Origin of the sequence: Streptomyces flavovariabilis (genome assembly GCF_000725785.1) — a bacterium.
GTDB classification, from domain to species: Bacteria; Actinomycetota; Actinomycetes; order Streptomycetales; family Streptomycetaceae; genus Streptomyces; species Streptomyces hawaiiensis.
The window spans coordinates 136,543-155,958 of sequence record NZ_JNXD01000006.1; the positions used below are offsets into that span (position 1 = coordinate 136,543).

17 protein-coding genes are annotated in these 19,416 nt (G+C 71.1%); 16 read left to right on the top strand and 1 reads right to left on the bottom strand.

Annotated features, from left to right (window positions below; all coding sequences use genetic code 11):
• Positions 1 to 36 precede the first annotated feature (36 nt).
• The 15 genes from IO24_RS0112820 to IO24_RS40600 all read left to right on the top strand — a co-directional run bounded on the left by IO24_RS0112820 (position 37) and on the right by IO24_RS40600 (position 16,168).
• Complete coding sequence (locus IO24_RS0112820) at positions 37 to 966, top strand: ABC transporter permease (protein ID WP_031135132.1); 930 nt, start codon at positions 37 to 39, stop codon at positions 964 to 966.
• On the top strand, positions 959 to 1,738 hold the full coding sequence (locus IO24_RS0112825; protein ID WP_031135134.1) for an ABC transporter ATP-binding protein: 780 nt from the start codon (positions 959 to 961) through the stop codon (positions 1,736 to 1,738). Before IO24_RS0112820 ends, IO24_RS0112825 begins: the two co-directional genes overlap by 8 nt.
• A gap of 359 nt (positions 1,739 to 2,097) precedes the next feature.
• The gene (hpnC, locus tag IO24_RS0112830) at positions 2,098 to 3,000 is read left to right on the top strand and encodes a squalene synthase HpnC (protein ID WP_031135136.1); all 903 of its coding nucleotides are present in this window, start codon (positions 2,098 to 2,100) and stop codon (positions 2,998 to 3,000) included.
• Positions 2,997 to 3,947 (top strand): presqualene diphosphate synthase HpnD, encoded by a 951-nt coding sequence (hpnD, locus tag IO24_RS0112835; RefSeq protein WP_031135138.1) that lies wholly within the window; start codon positions 2,997 to 2,999, stop codon positions 3,945 to 3,947. Before hpnC ends, hpnD begins: the two co-directional genes overlap by 4 nt.
• Positions 3,944 to 4,396, top strand: coding sequence for a DUF6380 family protein (locus IO24_RS42015; RefSeq protein ID WP_031135140.1), 453 nt, complete (start codon positions 3,944 to 3,946; stop codon positions 4,394 to 4,396). The genes hpnD and IO24_RS42015 overlap by 4 nt, the downstream gene beginning before the upstream one ends.
• A complete protein-coding gene (gene hpnE, locus IO24_RS0112845; RefSeq protein WP_031135142.1) occupies positions 4,393 to 5,805 on the top strand; it encodes a hydroxysqualene dehydroxylase HpnE in 1,413 nt (470 codons plus the stop codon). Before IO24_RS42015 ends, hpnE begins: the two co-directional genes overlap by 4 nt.
• Before the next feature lie 65 nt (positions 5,806 to 5,870).
• A complete protein-coding gene (locus tag IO24_RS0112850) occupies positions 5,871 to 6,938 on the top strand; it encodes a polyprenyl synthetase family protein (protein WP_037667812.1) in 1,068 nt (355 codons plus the stop codon).
• Positions 6,939 to 7,061: 123 nt separating this feature from the next.
• Positions 7,062 to 9,122: a squalene--hopene cyclase gene (gene shc / locus IO24_RS0112855; RefSeq protein WP_037667813.1), complete on the top strand. Its 2,061-nt coding sequence runs from the start codon at positions 7,062 to 7,064 to the stop codon at positions 9,120 to 9,122.
• Positions 9,119 to 9,760 (top strand): phosphorylase family protein, encoded by a 642-nt coding sequence (locus tag IO24_RS0112860; RefSeq protein WP_031135148.1) that lies wholly within the window; start codon positions 9,119 to 9,121, stop codon positions 9,758 to 9,760. Before shc ends, IO24_RS0112860 begins: the two co-directional genes overlap by 4 nt.
• Positions 9,761 to 9,765: 5 nt before the next feature.
• A complete protein-coding gene (hpnH, locus tag IO24_RS0112865; RefSeq protein WP_031135150.1) occupies positions 9,766 to 10,788 on the top strand; it encodes an adenosyl-hopene transferase HpnH in 1,023 nt (340 codons plus the stop codon).
• Between the two features lie 4 nt (positions 10,789 to 10,792).
• The gene (gene ispG / locus IO24_RS0112870; RefSeq protein WP_031135152.1) at positions 10,793 to 11,950 is read left to right on the top strand and encodes a flavodoxin-dependent (E)-4-hydroxy-3-methylbut-2-enyl-diphosphate synthase; all 1,158 of its coding nucleotides are present in this window, start codon (positions 10,793 to 10,795) and stop codon (positions 11,948 to 11,950) included.
• A 28-nt stretch (positions 11,951 to 11,978) separates the two neighbouring features.
• Positions 11,979 to 13,874: a 1-deoxy-D-xylulose-5-phosphate synthase gene (dxs, locus tag IO24_RS0112875; protein WP_031135154.1), complete on the top strand. Its 1,896-nt coding sequence runs from the start codon at positions 11,979 to 11,981 to the stop codon at positions 13,872 to 13,874.
• Entirely contained in the window at positions 13,871 to 15,286 is a 1,416-nt protein-coding gene (locus tag IO24_RS0112880; RefSeq protein WP_031135155.1) for an aspartate aminotransferase family protein, read from the top strand. The genes dxs and IO24_RS0112880 overlap by 4 nt, the downstream gene beginning before the upstream one ends.
• A gap of 121 nt (positions 15,287 to 15,407) precedes the next feature.
• Positions 15,408 to 16,052, top strand: coding sequence for a helix-turn-helix domain-containing protein (locus IO24_RS0112885; protein ID WP_031135156.1), 645 nt, complete (start codon positions 15,408 to 15,410; stop codon positions 16,050 to 16,052).
• A complete protein-coding gene (locus IO24_RS40600; protein WP_037667814.1) occupies positions 16,049 to 16,168 on the top strand; it encodes a DUF6126 family protein in 120 nt (39 codons plus the stop codon). Before IO24_RS0112885 ends, IO24_RS40600 begins: the two co-directional genes overlap by 4 nt.
• 15 nt (positions 16,169 to 16,183) lie before the next feature.
• Here the strand turns inward: IO24_RS40600 and IO24_RS0112895 are convergent, their stop codons facing one another.
• Positions 16,184 to 16,981: a tyrosine-protein phosphatase gene (locus IO24_RS0112895; protein ID WP_031135158.1), complete on the bottom strand. Its 798-nt coding sequence runs from the start codon at positions 16,979 to 16,981 to the stop codon at positions 16,184 to 16,186.
• A 179-nt stretch (positions 16,982 to 17,160) separates the two neighbouring features.
• Between IO24_RS0112895 and IO24_RS0112900 the strand changes: the two genes are divergently transcribed.
• A complete protein-coding gene (locus IO24_RS0112900; RefSeq protein ID WP_031135160.1) occupies positions 17,161 to 19,236 on the top strand; it encodes an alpha-galactosidase in 2,076 nt (691 codons plus the stop codon).
• Positions 19,237 to 19,416: the final 180 nt, after the last annotated feature.

Sequence of the window (19,416 nt, forward strand, 5' to 3'; positions counted from 1 at the left end):
ACAGGCCGAGCATCTCGAAGACGAAAGTTTCCACTAGTGAGTGAGACAACGCACGACGCCACGGTCGCGGTGAGCGCGCCCGCGGCGCCCGACGAGGGCCTCACGGCGGGGGAACTCGCCGCCAAGCACGGGCTGACCGTGAGCGGCGCCCGGCCGTCCCTCATCGAGTACGTCCGTCAGCTCTGGGACCGGCGGCACTTCATCCTCGCCTTCTCCCGGGCGAAGCTGACCGCGCAGTACAGCCAGGCCAAGCTCGGCCAGCTGTGGCAGGTGGCCACGCCCCTGCTGAACGCCGCGGTGTACTTCTTCATCTTCGGTCTCCTGCTGGAGGCCGACCGGGGCATGTCCCGGGAGGTGTACATCCCGTTCCTGGTCACGGGTGTGTTCGTGTTCACCTTCACGCAGAGCTCGGTGATGGCGGGTGTGCGCGCGATCTCCGGCAACCTCGGCCTGGTGCGCGCCCTGCACTTCCCCCGCGCCTCGCTGCCGATCTCCTTCGCGCTCCAGCAGCTCCAGCAGCTGCTGTTCTCGATGATCGTGCTGTTCGCCGTCACGGTGGGCTTCGGCCACTACCCGGACCTGTCCTGGGTGCTGATCGTGCCGGTGCTCGTCCTGCAGTTCTGCTTCAACACCGGACTCGCGCTGATCATGGCCCGGGCGGGCGCCAAGACCCCCGACCTCGCGCAGCTGATGCCGTTCGTGATGCGGACCTGGATGTACGCGTCGGGGGTGATGTTCTCCATCCCGATCTTCCTGGCGGACAAGCCGGGCTGGATCGCGAACGTCCTCCAGTGGAACCCGGCTGCGATCTACATGGACCTGATGCGCTTCGCCCTCATCGACGACTACAGCTCGAAGTTCCTTCCCGACCACGTGTGGGCGGCCGCGGGCGGCTGGGCCGTGCTGTTCGCCGTCGGCGGCTTCGTGTACTTCTGGAAGGCGGAGGAGAGGTACGGCCGTGGCTGAGCAGAAGCAGGACGCACGCATCCCCACCGTCGTCGCGGACGACCTGCACATCGTCTACCGCGTCAACGGCGCCAAGGCCGGCAAGGGCAGCGCCACCGCCGCCCTCAGCCGCATCGTCAAGCGCGGCGAGGAGCGGGGCGTGCGCAAGGTGCACGCCGTGCGCGGCGTCTCCTTCGTGGCGTACCGCGGCGAGGCCATCGGCCTGATCGGCTCCAACGGCTCCGGCAAGTCGACGCTGCTGCGGGCCATCGCCGGACTGCTGCCCGCCGAGCAGGGCAAGGTCTACACCGACGGCCAGCCCTCGCTGCTCGGCGTCAACGCGGCCCTGATGAACGACCTCACCGGCGAACGGAACGTCATATTGGGCGGGCTCGCCATGGGTATGTCCCGTGAGGAGATCAAGGAGCGCTACCAGGACATCGTCGACTTCTCCGGCATCAACGAGAAGGGTGATTTCATCACCCTGCCCATGCGCACCTACTCCTCCGGCATGGCGGCCCGGCTCCGCTTCTCCATCGCCGCGGCCAAGGACCACGACGTCCTGATGATCGACGAGGCTCTGGCGACCGGCGACCGGAAGTTCCAGAAGCGCTCCGAGGACCGCATCCGGGAGCTGCGCAAGGAAGCCGGCACGGTGTTCCTGGTCAGTCACAACAACAAGTCCATCCGCGACACCTGCAACCGCGTCCTGTGGCTGGAACGCGGCGAGCTGCGCATGGACGGCCCCACGGACGAGGTGCTCAAGGAGTACGAGAAGTTCACGGGCAAGTAGCCGGATTCGGACAGGGCCCCGACGGAACTGCTCCGGCGGGGCCCCGCGTCTGCAAAGGAAACGTCAACTCCGGCCCATCTCAGGAATCTTGGGGCCAATCGGTGTGTTCTCGTAAGGTGCGGGACACCCTGACGAACCGTGTCGCGTTGTACAACGTAAGCTGTACCGGTCCCGAAACACGGCAATCAGGGCAATAATGCGCGACACCGCCCGTCGGGCCACCGTGCGGACGGCCGGGCGGCGTGTCCGAAATAGTGTGTATTGGGTCGGCAGTGTAGAACGGGAGATGTGACGGCGATGGCTTCGGAAACTCCCCAGCTCCACGCAGCACGTGCCGTCCCCGCGCCGGGCAGCCGGCGGTGACGGGAACCGGCACGGCCCGCCCCGTCGATCCGGAGCGCGGCACGCTCGACAAGGCCGCCGGCGAGAACTTCCCGGTGGCCCCCTTCTTCCTGCCCCGGGCCTGGCGCACCGACCTCATGGCCGTCTACGGCTTCGCCCGCCTGGTCGACGACATCGGCGACGGTGACCTGGCCCCCGGCGGCGCCGACGCCCGCCTGCTCGGTGTGTCCGCGCGAGAGGCCGAGGACCGGCTGGTCCTGCTGGACGCCTTCGAGGCCGACCTGCGCCGGGTCTTCGGCTCGACCCCGCGCCATCCCCTGCTGCGCCGCCTCCAGCCGACGGTGCGCCGCTGCTCGCTGACCCCCGAGCCGTTCCTGGGCCTGATCGCCGCCAACCGCCAGGACCAGCTGGTCGGCCGCTACGAGACCTACGACGACCTGCTCGCCTACTGCGAGCTGTCCGCCAATCCCGTCGGCCGTCTCGTCCTCGCCGTCACCGGCACCTCGACACCCGAGCGGATCCGCCGCTCCGACATGATCTGCACGGCCCTCCAGATCGTCGAGCACCTCCAGGACGTGGCCGAGGACCTCGCACGCGACCGCGTCTATCTGCCCGCAGCCGACATGAAACGCTTTCACGTCCAGGAAGCGGATCTCGCCCGGCAAACCGCCGGAGCGTCGGTCCGTGCGTTGATCGCGTACGAAGCGCAAAGGGCCCGGGATCTTTTGAATGAAGGCGCCCCCCTGGTGGGTAGCGTCCACGGCAGGTTGAAGCTGCTGCTCGCAGGGTTCGTGGCGGGGGGAAGGGCGGCCGTCCACGCGATCGCCGCCGCCGGATACGACGTACTTCCCGGCCCGCCCAAGCCCGGCAAGGTCCGGTTGCTGCGTGAGGTGGGCGTGACTCTGCGAGGAGAGGGGTGATCCGGACCGTGGAGTCGGAACCACACGCGTCCCCACCGGTACTCGCCGCCTACAGCTACTGCGAGGCCGTCACCGGGCGGCAGGCCCGCAACTTCGCCTACGGCATCCGGTTGCTGCCGACGCCCCAGCGCCGTGCGATGTCGGCCCTGTACGCGTTCTCGCGGCGGGTCGACGACATCGGCGACGGCGCGCTCGCCCAGGACGTCAAGGTGGCCAGGCTGGAGGAGACCCGGGCGGTGCTCACCCGTATCCGCGAGGACGGAATCGACGACGACGACACCGACCCGGTCGCCGTCGCCCTCTCGCACGCCGCCGGGCACTTCCCGATTCCGCTCGGCGGCCTGGACGAGCTCATCGACGGCGTCCTGATGGACGTCCACGGCGAGACCTACGAGACCTGGGACGACCTGAAGGTGTACTGCCGTTGCGTGGCGGGCGCGATCGGGCGGCTCTCGCTCGGCGTGTTCGGTACGGAACCGGGGGCGCGCGGCGTGGACCGCGCGCCGGAGTATGCCGACACGCTCGGTCTCGCGCTTCAGCTCACCAACATCCTCAGAGACGTCCGCGAGGACGCCGTGGGCGGGCGCACCTACCTGCCCGCCGACGATCTCGCCAAGTTCGGCTGCTCGGCCGGTTTCAGCGGGCCGCGGCCGCCGGAGGGCTCGGACTTCGTAGGCCTCGTGCACTTCGAAGTGCGACGGGCCCGCGCCCTGTTCGCCGAGGGCTACCGGCTGCTCCCCATGCTCGACCGGCGCAGCGGCGCCTGTGTCGCCGCCATGGCCGGCATCTACCGCCGCCTCCTCGACCGCATCGAGCGCGACCCGGAGGCCGTGCTGCGCGGCCGGGTCTCCCTGCCCGGCCGGGAGAAGGCGTACGTCGCCGTGCGCGGCCTGTCCGGTCTGGACGCCCGGTATGTGACCCGGCGGACCGTCAGGAGGCGTGCGTGACCCACGGACCGGTCCAGCGAGACACCACCGGCGACCGGACTCACCCCGGCCGCGCGGCAGCGTCGGAGGGCGCCGTGCCGCGCGCCCCGCGGACGTGCGACGAGGCCGAGCCGGTGCTCTCCCCGGTCGTCGGCGCCGTGCCGGGTGCTTCCGTCCACGTGGCCCGGGCGGCCGAGCGCGGGCAGGACGCCCCGCGGGCCCGCCACGAGTTCGAACCGGTGCTCTCCCCGGCCCGTCGGCGGGGACGCGTGGAGGCCGTCGGCGCCGGGCCGGACGGTCCCGTCCACGTGGCCCGGACGGCCGGGCGGGACCAGGGCGCCCCTCACGGCCGAGCCGTCGGAGACAACCGGCGGGCAACCCTCCGGTGCGGGGCGGCGTCACTGACGGAGACGGCCGGTCGTGCACCGTTCGAGCAGCACGCCAAGGCCGCGGGGGAGGATGCGCGATGACCCACGGCACACGGTCCCGAGGACCGGTCGCACAGGGGCGGCACGCCGTCGTGGTGGGCGGCGGGCTCGCCGGTGTCACCACCGCGCTCGCGCTCGCCGACGCCGGGGTGCGCGTCACCCTGCTGGAGGGCAGGCCGCGACTGGGCGGTCTGGCCTTCTCCTTCCAGCGCGGCGATCTCACCGTCGACAACGGCCAGCACGTCTACCTGCGCTGCTGCACCGCCTACCGCTGGTTCCTCGACCGCATTGAGGGCGCCGCGCTCGCCCCGCTCCAGGACCGGCTCGACGTACCCGTGCTGGACCTCGCCCGGCCCGAGGGGCGCAGGCTGGGCAGGCTGCGGCGGGACGCCCTGCCCGTGCCGCTGCACCTGGGCCGCAGCCTGGCCACCTATCCGCACCTGTCGCTCGCCGACCGCGCCAAGGTGGGCCGGGCCGCGCTCGCGCTCAAGGGACTCGACCTCACCGACCCGGCGCTGGACGACCGGGACTTCGGCAGCTGGCTGGCCGCGCACGGCCAGTCGGCGCGCGCCGTCGAGGCCCTGTGGGACCTGGTCGGGGTCGCCACCCTCAACGCGGTCGCGGGCGACGCCTCCCTGGGGCTCGCCGCGATGGTGTTCAAGACGGGCCTGCTGTCCGACCCGGGCGCGGCCGACATCGGCTGGGCGCGTGTCCCGCTGGGCGAGCTGCACGACCGGCTGGCCCGCAAGGCGCTCGACTCCGCGGGCGTGCGCACCGAGGTCCGTACCCGCGTCACCTCCGTCTCCTCGAACGGCAACGGGCAGTGGACTGTCGCCGTTCCCGGCGAGACGCTGGAGGCCGACGCGGTGGTCCTCGCCGTGCCGCAGCGCGAGGCGCACGACCTGCTGCCCGCGGGCGCCCTCGACGCGCCCGAACGGCTCCTGGAGATCGGCACCGCGCCCATCCTCAACGTCCATGTGGTGTACGACCGGAAGGTCCTCGGCCGGCCGTTCTTCACCGCCCTCGGCAGCCCCGTGCAGTGGGTCTTCGACCGGACCGACGCATCGGGACTGCGCGAGGGGCAGTACCTCGCCGTGTCGCAGTCGGCGGCGCAGGACGAGATCGACGAGCCCGTGGCCGTGCTGCGCGAGCGGTACCTGCCTGAGCTGGAGCGACTGCTGCCGCTGACCCGCGGCGCCGAAGTGAGGGACTTCTTCGTCACCCGGGAGCGCACCGCGACGTTCGCTCCCACCCCCGGCGTCGGGCGCCTCAGGCCCGGCGCCCGCACCAAGGCATCCGGCCTGTACCTGGCCGGATCGTGGACCGCCACCGGGTGGCCCGCGACCATGGAGAGTGCGGTCCGCAGTGGTGTGAGCGCGGCGGACGCCGTGCTGGGCGCCCTGGGCCGGCCCCGTCCGCAAGCCCTCTTCGAGTTCGAGGAGGCGGCATGATGCCGGCTCAGGCCTCAGCGGCAGGCGGCCCCCGCACCCCCGGTACCGCGACAAGAGGAGAGACTGTGCCCACTGTGCCCCCGGCCTCTGAGACTGCCGAGGCGGTGGACGTGACCGCGCTGCTGGAGCGCGGCCGAACCCTGGCCACACCGGTACTGCGGGCGGCCGTCGACCGCCTGGCACCTCCCATGGACACTGTTGCCGCCTACCACTTCGGCTGGATCGACGCCCAGGGCAGGCCCGCCGAGGGGGACGGCGGCAAGGCCGTGCGCCCCGCCCTCGCGGTGCTGTCCGCCGAGGTGATGTCGGCCGCCCCGGAGACCGGCGTCCCCGGCGCTGTCGCCGTGGAACTCGTCCACAACTTCTCCCTCCTCCACGACGACCTCATGGACGGTGACGAGCAGCGCCGCCACCGCGACACGGTCTGGAAGGTGCACGGCCCCGCCCAGGCCATCCTGGTCGGCGACGCCCTGTTCGCCCTCGCCAACGAGGTGCTCCTCGAACTCGGCACCGTCGAGGCGGGCCGCGCCACCCGCCGTCTGACCACCGCCACCCGCGCCCTGATCGACGGCCAGGCCCAGGACATCGCCTACGAGCACCGCGACCGCGTCAGCGTCGAGGAATGCCTGGAGATGGAGGGCAACAAGACCGGCGCCCTGCTGGCCTGCGCCAGCTCCGTCGGTGCGGTCCTCGGCGGCGCCGACGACCGCACCGCCGACACCCTCGAGAAGTACGGCTACCACCTGGGCCTCGCCTTCCAGGCCGTCGACGACCTCCTCGGCATCTGGGGCGACCCGGTCTCCACCGGCAAGCAGACCTGGAGCGACCTGCGCCAGCGCAAGAAGTCACTGCCGGTCGTCGCGGCCCTCGCGGCGGGGGGCTCCGCCTCCGAGCGGCTCGGCGAGATCCTCGCCGCCGACGCCAAGAGCAGCGACGCCGAGGATTTCTCCGAGGAGGAGTTCGCGGCCCGCGCCGCCCTCATCGAGGAGGCCGGCGGCCGCGAGTGGACCGCCGGCGAAGCGCGCCGTCAGCACACCATCGCCATCGAGGCCCTCGACGCCGTCGACATGCCCGACCGGGTGCGGGCACAGTTCACGGCCCTCGCGGACTTCGTCGTCGTACGGAAGAGATGATCACTATCGGCCGAATAGCCCTCGCGTAGTCGCCGGCCGGTGCCCGCGAGTCATCACGGAGCACCGGCCGACGGCGGACCCACAGCAGCTGCACACCTTGCACCACTGCACGAAGGGGAAGCCATGACAGCGACGACCGACGGAAGCACCGGGGCCCTGCCACCCCGCGCCGCCGCGGCCAGCGACACCGACACGCACACCCCCGGGGCGGCCGGGGTACCGGAAGCCGCCGCACGTGCCGCCCGGCGCGCCACCGACTTCCTGCTCTCCCGCCAGGACGCCCAGGGCTGGTGGAAGGGCGACCTCGAGACCAACGTCACGATGGACGCGGAGGACCTGCTGCTCCGTCAGTTCCTCGGCATCCGCGACGAGAAGACCACCCAGGCCGCCGCGCTCTTCATCCGCGGAGAGCAGGGCGAGGACGGCACCTGGGCCACCTTCTACGGCGGGCCGAGCGAACTGTCCGCCACCGTCGAGGCGTACGTCGCCCTGCGTCTGGCCGGTGACGCGCCAGACGACCCGCACATGGCGAAGGCCTCCGCCTGGATCCGCGCGCGGGGCGGCATCGCCGCCGCCCGGGTCTTCACCCGGATCTGGCTGGCCCTGTTCGGCTGGTGGAAGTGGGAGGACCTGCCCGAACTCCCCCCGGAGCTCGTCTTCTTCCCGAAGTGGGTACCGCTCAACATCTACGACTTCGGCTGCTGGGCCCGGCAGACCATCGTCCCGCTGACGATCGTATCCGCGAAGCGTCCGGTACGTCCCGCGCCCTTCCCGCTCGACGAGCTGCACACCGACCCGGACCACCCGAACCCGGTCAAGCCCCTCGCCCCAACGTTCAGTTGGGACGGGGCCTTCCAGCGGATGGACAGAGGCCTGCACGCCCTGCGGAAGATCGCCCCACGCCGACTGCGCAGGGCCGCCATGAACAGCGCGGCCCGCTGGATCATCGAACGGCAGGAGAACGACGGCTGCTGGGGTGGCATCCAGCCCCCCGCCGTGTACTCGATCATCGCCCTGCATCTGCTCGGTTACGACCTCGAACACCCCGTGATGCGCGAGGGGCTGGCGTCTTTGGACCGGTTCGCCGTGTGGCGCGAGGACGGGGCCCGGATGATCGAGGCCTGCCAGTCGCCGGTGTGGGACACCTGCCTGGCGGCCATCGCCCTCGTCGACGCCGGACTGCCCGCCGATCACCCGCAGTTGGTGAAGGCGGCCGACTGGATGCTGGGCGAGGAGATCGTCCGGCCCGGTGACTGGTCCGTGAAGCGGCCCGGACTGCCGCCCGGGGGCTGGGCGTTCGAGTTCCACAACGACAACTACCCCGACATCGACGACACCGCCGAGGTGATCCTCGCGCTGCGCCGGATCACCCACCACGACCCGGAGCGCGTCGACCGGGCCATCGGGCGCGGCATCCGCTGGACGCTCGGCATGCAGTCGAAGAACGGCGCCTGGGCCGCCTTCGACGTCGACAACACCAGCCCCTTCCCGAACCGGCTGCCGTTCTGCGACTTCGGCGAGGTCATCGACCCGCCCTCCGCGGACGTCACCGCGCACGTCGTCGAGATGCTCGCGGTGGAGGGCCTCGCCCACGACCCGCGTACCCGGCGCGGCATCGAGTGGCTGCTGGCCGAGCAGGAACCGGACGGCTCATGGTTCGGACGCTGGGGCGTCAACTACGTCTACGGCACCGGGTCCGTCGTCCCCGCCCTGACCGCCGCCGGCCTCCCCGTCGCGCACCCGGCGATCCGGCGGGCCGTCACCTGGCTGGAGTCGGTCCAGAACGACGACGGCGGCTGGGGCGAGGACCTGCGCTCCTACAAGGACGTCAGGGAGTGGAGCGGCCGGGGCGCCTCGACCGCCTCGCAGACGGCGTGGGCGCTGATGGCCCTGCTCGCGGCCGGGAAGCGGGACTCCAAGGCCGTCGAACGCGGTGTCGCGTGGCTCGCCGCCACCCAGCGGGAGGACGGCTCCTGGGACGAGCCGTACTTCACGGGGACGGGCTTCCCGTGGGACTTCTCGATCAACTACCACCTCTACCGGCAGGTGTTCCCGCTCACCGCCCTCGGCCGCTATCTGCACGGAGAGCCCTTCGCCGAGCAGCTCCGGGGCAGCGGGAAGGCCGAGGGGCTCCGGGGGAGCCTGGCCGGGAAGCCGCTCGCCGAGGCCAAGGGGAGCGGATGAGCGTACAGCCCGCCCCGGTCCCGCTGCTGATCGCGTGCGCGCTCGGCATCGAGCAGTTCGCCCTGCGCGCGGGCGGCCGGGGCGGGGCCGACGGGCCGGTCACGGTGCTGCGGACGGGCATGGGGCCGGCGGCCGCCGAGCGGGCCGTCACGCGCATGCTGGCCGACCCGGCCCTGTGCGACGCCGCCGTCCTGGCCACCGGCTTCTGCGCGGGCCTCGCGCCGGGCATGCACCCCGGCGATCTGGTCGTCGCCGAGGAGACCCGCGACCCGCGCGGCACGACCCCCTGCGTGGGGGCCGAGCTGCTGGTCAAGGAGCTGGCCCGGGCGCTGCCCGGGCGGACCGTGCACACCGGGCCGCTCACCGGGTCCGACCATGTCGTGCGCGGCCCCGAACGGTCCGCTCTGCGCGCGACCGGCGCGATCGCGGTCGACATGGAGTCCGCCGTCACGCTCCTGAGCGCCGTGCGCGCGGGCGAGCGCCCGGTTGCGGCCGTCCGGGTGGTCGTGGACGCTCCTGAGCATGAGCTCGTCCGGATCGGCACGGTGCGCGGTGGAATATCAGCTTTCCGTGTCCTTCGCTCCGTCCTTCCCGCTTTCTTCGAATGGCACCGTTCCTTGCTGCTCCCCAGGAGGTGAGCCAGATGGCCATGCCGCTCCGACAGTCCATCAAGGTCGCTACGTACTTGGCTGAACAGAAGATCCGCCGACGGGACAAGTTTCCGCTGATCGTCGAGTTGGAGCCGCTGTTCGCCTGCAACCTCAAATGCGAGGGGTGCGGCAAGATCCAGCATCCGGCCGGGGTGCTCAAGCAGCGCATGCCGGTCGCCCAGGCCGTGGGCGCGGTCATGGAGTCCGGCGCCCCCATGGTGTCCATCGCCGGTGGCGAGCCGCTGATGCACCCGCAGATCGACGAGATCGTGCGTCAGCTGGTGGCCAAGCGGAAGTACGTCTTCCTGTGCACCAACGCGATGCTGCTGCGCAAGAAGATGGACAACTTCAAGCCCTCCCCCTACTTCGCCTTCGCGGTGCACATCGACGGGCTGCGCGAACGGCACGACGAGTCGGTGGCCAAGGAGGGAGTGTTCGACGAGGCCGTGGAGGCGATCAAGGAGGCCAAGCGGCGCGGCTTCCGGGTCACCACCAACTCGACCTTCTTCAACACCGACACCCCGCAGACCATCATCGAGGTGCTGAACTTCCTCAACGACGACCTCCGGGTCGACGAGATGATGATCTCGCCCGCCTACGCCTACGAGAAGGCCCCCGACCAGGAGCACTTCCTCGGTGTGGAGCAGACCCGCGAGCTGTTCAAGAAGGCCTTCTCCGGCGGCAACCGGCGGCGCTGGCGGCTCAACCACTCGCCGCTCTTCCTGGACTTCCTCGAGGGCAAGGTCGACTTCCCCTGCACCGCGTGGGCGATCCCGAACTACTCGCTCTTCGGCTGGCAGCGCCCCTGCTACCTGATGAGCGACGGGTACGTGCCGACGTACCGGGAGCTGGTCGAGGACACCGACTGGGACAAGTACGGCCGCGGCAAGGACCCGCGCTGCGCCAACTGCATGGCGCACTGCGGCTACGAGCCCACCGCCGTGCTCGCCACCATGGGATCGCTGAAGGAGTCCCTGCGCGCCCTGCGCGAGACGGTCTCCGGAAACCGGGAGTGAGCACATGACCGCTGTTTCGCTGGGTGTCCCCGAGGTGCCGGTCCGGCCGGTCGCCGAGCGCCGCGCGTCGCGCCGGATCCAGGTCGGACCGGTGCCGGTCGGGGGCGGGGCCCCGGTGTCGGTGCAGTCGATGACGACGACCCGTACGTCGGACATCGGCGCCACCTTGCAGCAGATCGCCGAACTGACGGCGTCCGGCTGCCAGATCGTCCGGGTCGCCTGCCCCACGCAGGACGACGCGGACGCGCTCGCGACCATCGCCCGCAAGTCGCAGATCCCGGTGATCGCGGACATCCACTTCCAGCCCAAGTACGTCTTCGCGGCCATCGAGGCGGGCTGCGCGGCCGTCCGCGTCAACCCCGGCAACATCAAGCAGTTCGACGACCGGGTCAAGGAGATCGCCCAGGCGGCGAAGGACCACGGCACGCCGATCCGGATCGGCGTCAACGCCGGGTCGCTGGACCGGCGTCTGCTCCAGAAGTACGGCAGGGCGACCCCGGAGGCGCTCGTGGAGAGCGCGCTGTGGGAGGCGTCCCTGTTCGAGGAGCACGGCTTCCGCGACATCAAGATCTCCGTCAAGCACAACGACCCGGTCGTGATGATCGAGGCGTACCGGCAGCTGGCCGAGCAGTGCGACTACCCGCTGCACCTGGGCGTGACGGAGGCGGGCCCGGCCTTCCAGGGCACGATCAAGTCTGCGGTGGCGTTCGGGGCGCTGCTGTCCCGGGGCATCGGCGACACGATCCGGGTGTCGCTGTCCGCGCCGCCGGCCGAGGAGGTCAAGGTCGGCATTCAGATCCTCCAGTCCCTCGGGCTCAAGGAGCGCCGGCTGGAGATCGTGTCGTGCCCGTCCTGCGGGCGCGCCCAGGTCGACGTCTACAAGCTGGCCGAGGAGGTCACGGCCGGGCTCGACGGCATGGAGGTGCCGCTGCGGGTGGCCGTCATGGGGTGTGTGGTCAACGGGCCCGGCGAGGCGCGGGAGGCTGATCTGGGAGTGGCCTCCGGCAACGGCAAGGGACAGATCTTCGTCAAGGGCGAGGTCGTCAAGACCGTACCCGAGTCGAAGATCGTCGAGACGCTGATCGAAGAGGCGATGAAGATCGCCGAGCAGATGGAGCAGGACGGCGTGGGGCCGGGGGAGCCGGCCGTCACCGTGAGCTGAACAGCACGGAACCGAAGGGGGCTTGAGCGTGACGATGCTGGAGAACATCCGGGGACCACGCGACCTGAAGGCGCTGTCCGAGGCGGAACTGGGGGAACTGTCCGAAGAGATCCGGGAGTTCCTGGTGCACGCGGTCGCCAGGACCGGCGGCCATCTGGGACCCAACCTGGGCGTGGTGGAGCTGACCATCGCCCTGCACCGGGTCTTCGAGTCGCCGGTCGACCGCATCCTGTGGGACACCGGCCACCAGAGCTACGTCCACAAACTGCTGACCGGACGCCAGGACTTCTCCAAGCTGCGCGGCAAGGGCGGCCTGTCCGGCTACCCCTCACGTGCAGAGTCCGAGCACGACGTCATCGAGAACAGCCACGCCTCCACGGCGCTCGGCTGGGCCGACGGCCTCGCCAAGGCCCGCCAGGTGCAGGGGGAGAAGGGCCATGTCGTCGCGGTCATCGGCGACGGGGCGCTCACCGGCGGCATGGCCTGGGAGGCCCTGAACAACATCGCGGCCGCCAGGAACCGCCCGCTGATCATCGTCGTCAACGACAACGAACGTTCCTACGCCCCCACCATCGGCGGCCTCGCCGACCACCTCGCCACCCTGCGCACGACGGACGGCTACGAGCGGGTTCTGGCCTGGGGCAAGGACGTGCTGCAGGGCACGCCCCTGGTCGGCAACACCCTCTACGAGGCCCTGCACGGCGCGAAGAAGGGCTTCAAGGACGCGTTCGCCCCGCAGGGCCTCTTCGAGGACCTGGGCCTGAAGTACCTGGGGCCGATCGACGGCCACGACACCGCAGCCGTGGAGTCCGCGCTGCGGCGCGCGAAACGCTTCCACGGGCCGGTGCTCGTCCACTGCCTCACGGAGAAGGGCCGCGGCTACGAGCCCGCCCTCGCCCACGAGGAGGACCACTTCCACACCGTCGGCGTGATGGACCCGCTGACCTGCGCACCGCTCTCCCCGTCGGGCCGCCCCTCCTGGACCTCGGTGTTCGGTGAGGAGATCGTCCGGATCGGGGAGGAGCGCCAGGACGTGGTGGCGATAACCGCCGCGATGCTGCATCCGGTCGGTCTCGGCGCCTTCGCCGAGCGATTCCCCGACCGGGTGTGGGACGTCGGCATCGCCGAGCAGCACGCGGCCGTGTCCGCGGCCGGCCTGGCGACGGGCGGCCTGCACCCGGTCGTCGCCGTCTACGCCACCTTCCTCAACCGCGCCTTCGACCAGCTCCTCATGGACGTCGCCCTGCACCGCTGCGGGGTGACCTTCGTCCTGGACCGGGCCGGGGTGACGGGCGTCGACGGGGCCTCCCACAACGGCATGTGGGACCTGTCCGTCCTCCAGGTCGTGCCCGGGCTCAGGATCGCCGCGCCGCGGGACGCCGACCAGCTGCGCGCACAGCTGCGCGAGGCCGTGGCCGTCGACGACGCGCCGACGCTGCTGCGGTTCCCGAAGGAGTCCGTGGGCCCGGCGATCCCGGCCGTGGACCGGGTGGGCGGACTGGACGTGCTGCACCGTTCCTCCGAGCCGCAGGCGCTCCTGGTGGCCGTCGGCGTGATGGCGCCGGTCTGCCTTCAGGCAGCCGAGCTGCTCGAAGCGCGCGGCATCGGCTGCACCGTGGTCGACCCCCGCTGGGTCAAACCCGTCGACCCGGCGCTCCCCGGCCTCGCCGCCGAGCACCGCCTGGTCGCCGTCGTCGAGGACAACAGCCGCGCGGCCGGGGTCGGTTCGGCCGTGGCGCTGGCCCTCGGCGACGCCGACGTCGACGTGCCGGTGCGGCGGTTCGGCATCCCCGAGCAGTTCCTCGCGCACGCCAAGCGCGGTGAAGTGCTCGCCGACATCGGCCTGACGCCCGTCGAGGTCGCCGGACGGATCAGCGCGAGCCTGGCCGTCAAGCAAGAGCAGTCCAAGGAGCCACAGGAATGACAACCGCCGAGTCCGCGTCGGAGCCGTCGCAGGCCGGGGAGTTCGACCTCGGCAAGCTGCTGGCCGAGCGCGGAGCCGAGCGCTACGAGCTGCACACCCGGTACCTCAACCACCAGCTCCCGCGCATGCTGCACACCATCGGCTTCGACAAGGTCTACGAGCGCGCCGAGGGCGCCTACTTCCACGACGCGGACGGCAACGACTACCTGGACATGCTCGCCGGGTTCGGGGTGATGGGCCTCGGCCGCCACCACCCCGTCGTACGCAAGGCCCTGCACGATGTGCTGGACGCCTCTCTCGCCGATCTCACCCGGTTCGACTGCCAGCCGCTGCCGGGCCTGCTGGCCGAGAAGCTGCTCGCGCACAGCCCGCACCTGGACCGGGTGTTCTTCGGCAACAGCGGCACCGAGGCGGTGGAGGCAGCGCTGAAGTTCGCCCGGTTCGTCACCGGCAGGCCCAGGGTCCTGTACTGCGCGCACGCCTTCCACGGCCTGACCACCGGCTCCCTCTCCGTGAACGGCGAGTCCGGCTTCCGGGACGGCTTCGCCCCGCTGCTGCCCGACACGGCCGTTCCCCTGGGCGACCTCGACGCACTCGAACGGCAGCTGAAGAAGGGCGACGTCGCCGCGCTGATCGTCGAGCCGATCCAGGGCAAGGGCGTCCTGCAGGGCCCGCCCGGCTGGCTGCGGGCGGCGCAGGAGCTGCTGCACCGGCACAAGGCGCTGCTCATCGCCGACGAGGTGCAGACGGGCCTGGGCCGGACCGGCGACTTCTACGCCTACCAGCACGAGGACGGCGTGGAACCCGACCTGGTGTGCGTGGCCAAGGCGCTCTCCGGCGGCTACGTGCCGGTCGGCGCCACGATCGGCAAGGACTGGATCTTCAAGAAGGTCTACTCGTCCATGGACCGGGTGCTGGTCCACTCGGCGAGCTTCGGGTCCAACGCGCAGGCCATGGCGGCGGGCCTCGCGGTGCTGTCGGTGATGGAGAACGAGCAGATCATCGCGAAGGTCCGGGCCACCGGGGAGCAGCTCAGATCCCGGCTCGCGGCGCTGACGGACACCTACGAGATGCTCGCCGAGGTCCGCGGCCGGGGCCTGATGATCGGCATTGAGTTCGGCCGGCCCAGGTCGCTGAAGCTGCGCAGTCGCTGGGCCATGCTCCAGGCCGCCCGCAAGGGGCTTTTCGCGCAGATGGTCGTCGTCCCGCTGCTGCAGCGGCACCGGATCCTCACCCAGGTCTCCGGCGACCACATGGAGGTGATCAAGCTGATCCCGCCGCTGATCATCGGCGAGCGGGAGGTGGACCGGTTCGTCGACGCCTTCACGGCCGTGATGGACGACGCGCACAACGGCGGGCTGGTGTGGGACTTCGGCAAGACGCTCGTCAAGCAGGCGGTCGCCAACCGCTGAGACTCCGATCGGTCGCCCACGCTCGGACTCCGCGTCGGTCGCACACGCTGAGACTCCCCTGGCTTTTTGCCTGTGAGGCAAGAAAGTTGCCGCTGAGGCAAGGCTCCGGCTGAATGGAGGCATGAGCTCCTCCGAGACCGAGCGGCCCTCCGGGGCCGACTCACCGGCCGAACCGGCGGCCGGTGCGCTGACCGCCGTCGCGCCCCAGCTGCGGGCGCTGCGGCGCCAGGCCTCCCTGACGCTGGAGGCCGCGGCCCGCGCCGCCGGCCTGTCGCCCGCCCACCTCTCCCGACTGGAGACCGGGCAGCGCCAGCCCTCGCTGCCGATGCTGCTCGCACTCGCCCGCGTCTACGGTACGACGGTCTCCGAACTGCTCGGCGAGACGGTCGCCGAACGGGACTCCGTCATCCGCGCGGCCGACATGGAACCCACGGCGGCGGGCGGCTGGACCTACTGGCAGGCCGGCGCCCCCGGCCGCGGGATGCAGGCCCTGCGCGTCCACGTCCCCCATGGCTCTCAGGGCGACATCGTGCGCGTCCACCCCGGCGAGGAGTGGCTCCATGTGCTGCGCGGCCGGCTGCGGCTGCGCCTCGGAGACACCACGCACCGGCTCGCGGCCGGCGACAGCGCCCACTTCGACTCGCTCACTCCGCACCGGATCGCCGCCGAGGATCACGACGGCGTCGAGCTGCTCTTCGTCCACACCCTGCTGCAGAGTCCCACGGCCGCCCTGTGCCTGGGCCCCACCCCGGGAGGCGGGTCATGAGGGACATGGAAGAGAAGTTCTCCCGCGGCCTGTGGGTGAGGCTGCTCATCTATCTCGTCCTCGGGCACGTCTTCGCCGCGTTCGTGTACCTGCTGTTCGAGGTCGGCGCGAAATAGCTCCGCCCGGGCGCCTCAGTCGAGGAGCCGCTCGCGCAGCCGTTCCCGGGTCTGCGGGGTGAGCTTCAGCCCCTTCTCCAGGTAGGTGTCGACGCCGCCCCAGGTCTCCTCGATGGTGTCGAAGGCCGCCGTCAGGTACTCGGCGCGCGCGTCGAAGAGGGGGCTGAGCAGCTCCATGACCTCGGGGGAGTAGGCCGAGGCGGCGGAGCTGCTGCGATGCACCTTGTAACGGCGGTGCTTGGCGTTCGACTTCAGGTAGTCGTCGACGATCGCCTCGCGCTCGACGCCCACCGCGAGCAGTGTCACCGCGACGGACAGACCGGCGCGGTCCTTGCCCGCCGCGCAGTGCATCAGCGCGGGGACGCTGTCTTCCGCGAGCGCGTGCAGCACCTGGGAGTGCTCACCCGTGCGGTCCCTGATGATCATGCGGTACGAGGCGATCATCCGGTCCGCGCCCTTGCCGTCGGCGAGGATCGCGCGGAGCTGGTCCAGGTCCCCGTCGCGGACCATCTTCCAGAATTCGGCGCCGTCGGCGGGGTCGCTCAGCGGCAGGTTCACATTGCGCACGCCGGGCAGCGCGACGTCCGGCCCCTCGAGCTTCTGGTCGGCCGCGTTGCGGAAGTCGAAGATCGTGTGCAGGCCCAGGGTGGTCAGGAACGCGGCGTCCTCCCCGGTCACGTGGGCCAGGTGACCGCTGCGGAACAGCACTCCCTGGCGCAGCCGCCGTCCGTCCACGGTCGGAAGTCCGCCCACGTCACGGAAGTTGCGCACTCCGGCCAGCTCGGGCTCGGTCGACGGGACCTGCTGTGTCACGAGGGCTCCTCCCCTTCGGCGCCGCCGGCGCGGCTCGTCGGCGGGCGTCACTCGACGATACGACATGCCTGCCTGGGGCAATGAGTTGTCCACAGGCGTTGCCCGGAGCCCCCGCGGCCCTTGATGATGTTGCCGCCTGGTCGCACCTGGTCGGGCTTGTTCGAATCTGTGAGGGCATGATGCTGGACATCTCCGAAGACGGTCGTACGTGGGTGCTCTCCGGCCCGGCCAGCAGCTACGCCGTCCATGTCACCGAACGGGGCGAGCTGCTGCACCTGCACTGGGGTCCCCGGATCGGCCTCGCCGACGCCGAGGCCCTCGCCGTCCGGCCGCTGCCGGACTACTGGCCCTTCGAGTCCCCGCTCGACGGACGCGAGGAGTACCCGGTCGAGGGCGGCCCCCGTTTCGTCCGCCCCGCCCTGTCCGTGCGCACGGCCGAGCGGCGCGGCACCGAGTGGATCTTCGAGGGGCACGACACCGAGGACGACGAGCTGCGGCTCCGGTTCCGCGACGGCGACCTGGCCGTCACGCTGCACTACCGGATGCGCCCCTCGACGGACGTCGTCGAGCGCTGGGTCACCCTGGACAACCGGGGTCCGGCCGTCGAGCTGCTGCGCGCCGACTCCGCGACCTGGACCCTGCCCGACCGTGACGCCTGGCGGCTGTCCCAGCTGCACGGCCGCTGGGGCGCCGAGTCCCGACTGACGCGCTCTGCCCTCACCCACGGCGAGAAGGTCATCGGCAGCCGCCGCGGCCACACCTCCCACCAGCACCTGCCGTGGGTCGCCCTGGACACCGACGCCACCGAGGAGCACGGCGAGGTCTACGGCTGCGCCCTCGGCTGGTCCGGGTCCTGGCGCATCGCCGTGGCCCAGCTCCCGGACGCGCGCGTGCAGATCACCGGCGGAGCCGGCTACGACGACTCGGGCCTGCTCACGCTGGGCACGGGGGAGTCGTACACGACCCCCCTCTTCGCCGGGCTCTGGAGCGACGGCGGCTTCGGCGGGGCGAGCCGCGCCTGGCACGCCTACCAGCGGGCGTACGTGATCCCGGACGCCGGGCAGGACCGGCCGGTGCTGTTCAACTCCTGGGAGGCCACCGAGTTCGACATCTCCGAGGAGCAGCAGCGGGCGCTCGCCGAGCGGGCCGCCGCCATGGGCGTGGAGCTGTTCGTGGTCGACGACGGCTGGTTCGGGGCGCGCATCAGCGACCGGGCCGGGCTCGGCGACTGGAGCCCCAACCCCGACCGCTTCCCGGGCGGGCTGAAGCCGCTCGCCGATCACGTGCACGGCCTCGGCATGCAGTTCGGGATCTGGGTCGAGCCCGAGATGGTGAACCCGGACAGCGACCTGTACCGCGCACACCCCGACTGGGTGCAGTACCAACCAGGACGAAAGCGGACGGAGTTCCGCAATCAGCTCGTACTGAACCTCGCCCGCGAGGATGTCCGGGAGTACCTGTGGGAGCAGCTCGACGGGCTCCTCGCCGGCGCGCCGATCGACTACGTCAAGTGGGACTTCAACCGCTGCTTCACCGACGCCGGCTGGCCGGACGACCCCTACCCGCAGCGGTTGTGGATCGACCACGTGCGCGGCCTGTACGCCCTGCTGGACCGGCTGCGGGCGGCCCATCCGGGCGTGGCCTTCGAGTCCTGCTCGGGCGGCGGCGGCCGGATCGATCTGGGTGTGCTGAGCCGCACGGACCAGGTGTGGACCTCCGACAACACCGACCCGCTCGACCGGCTCGCCATCCAGCACGGCTTCAGCCAGATCCATCCGGCCCGGGTCATGGCCGCCTGGGTCACCGACAGCCCGAACGCCATGCTCAACCACCGGGCCAGCTCCCTGAAGTTCCGGTTCGTCAGCGCCATGGCCGGGGTGCTCGGGGTCGGCGGCGACCTCACGAAGTGGACGCAGGGGGAGCTCGCCGAGGCGGGGGAGTGGGTGGCTCTCTACAAGGAGATCCGGCCCGTGGTGCAGCGCGGCGACCTGTACCGGCTGCGGCCCCCGGAGGGCGGACCGAGCGCCGTGCAGTACACCCTCGGCGACGAGACCGTCGTCCTCGCCTGGCTCCAGGCGCAGCGCTACGGCGAGCCCGTGCCGGCACTCCGGTTGCGCGCCCTCGACCCGACCGCATCGTACGAATGCCTCGAAACGGGCGAAGTTCACCGAGGGGCCGTGCTGCTTCATCACGGACTGCGGGTCGGCCTGAGCGGGGATCTGGACGCCGCGGTCGTCCGCCTTAAGCGGAAGTAGCCGTTCTGTCCGAATAAAGCGCTTCGGTCGCTAAGGGATAACGTGCCCCGATCGTAAAGGAGATGAGGTCGGGGTGCGTGACCATCGTCATATTCGTGACGATGCGTTGTCGCCATGCTCACGTAATTCCGGCATTGTGCAGGGCCATTGAGGAAAGCGGGAGATCGGTAATCCACGCTC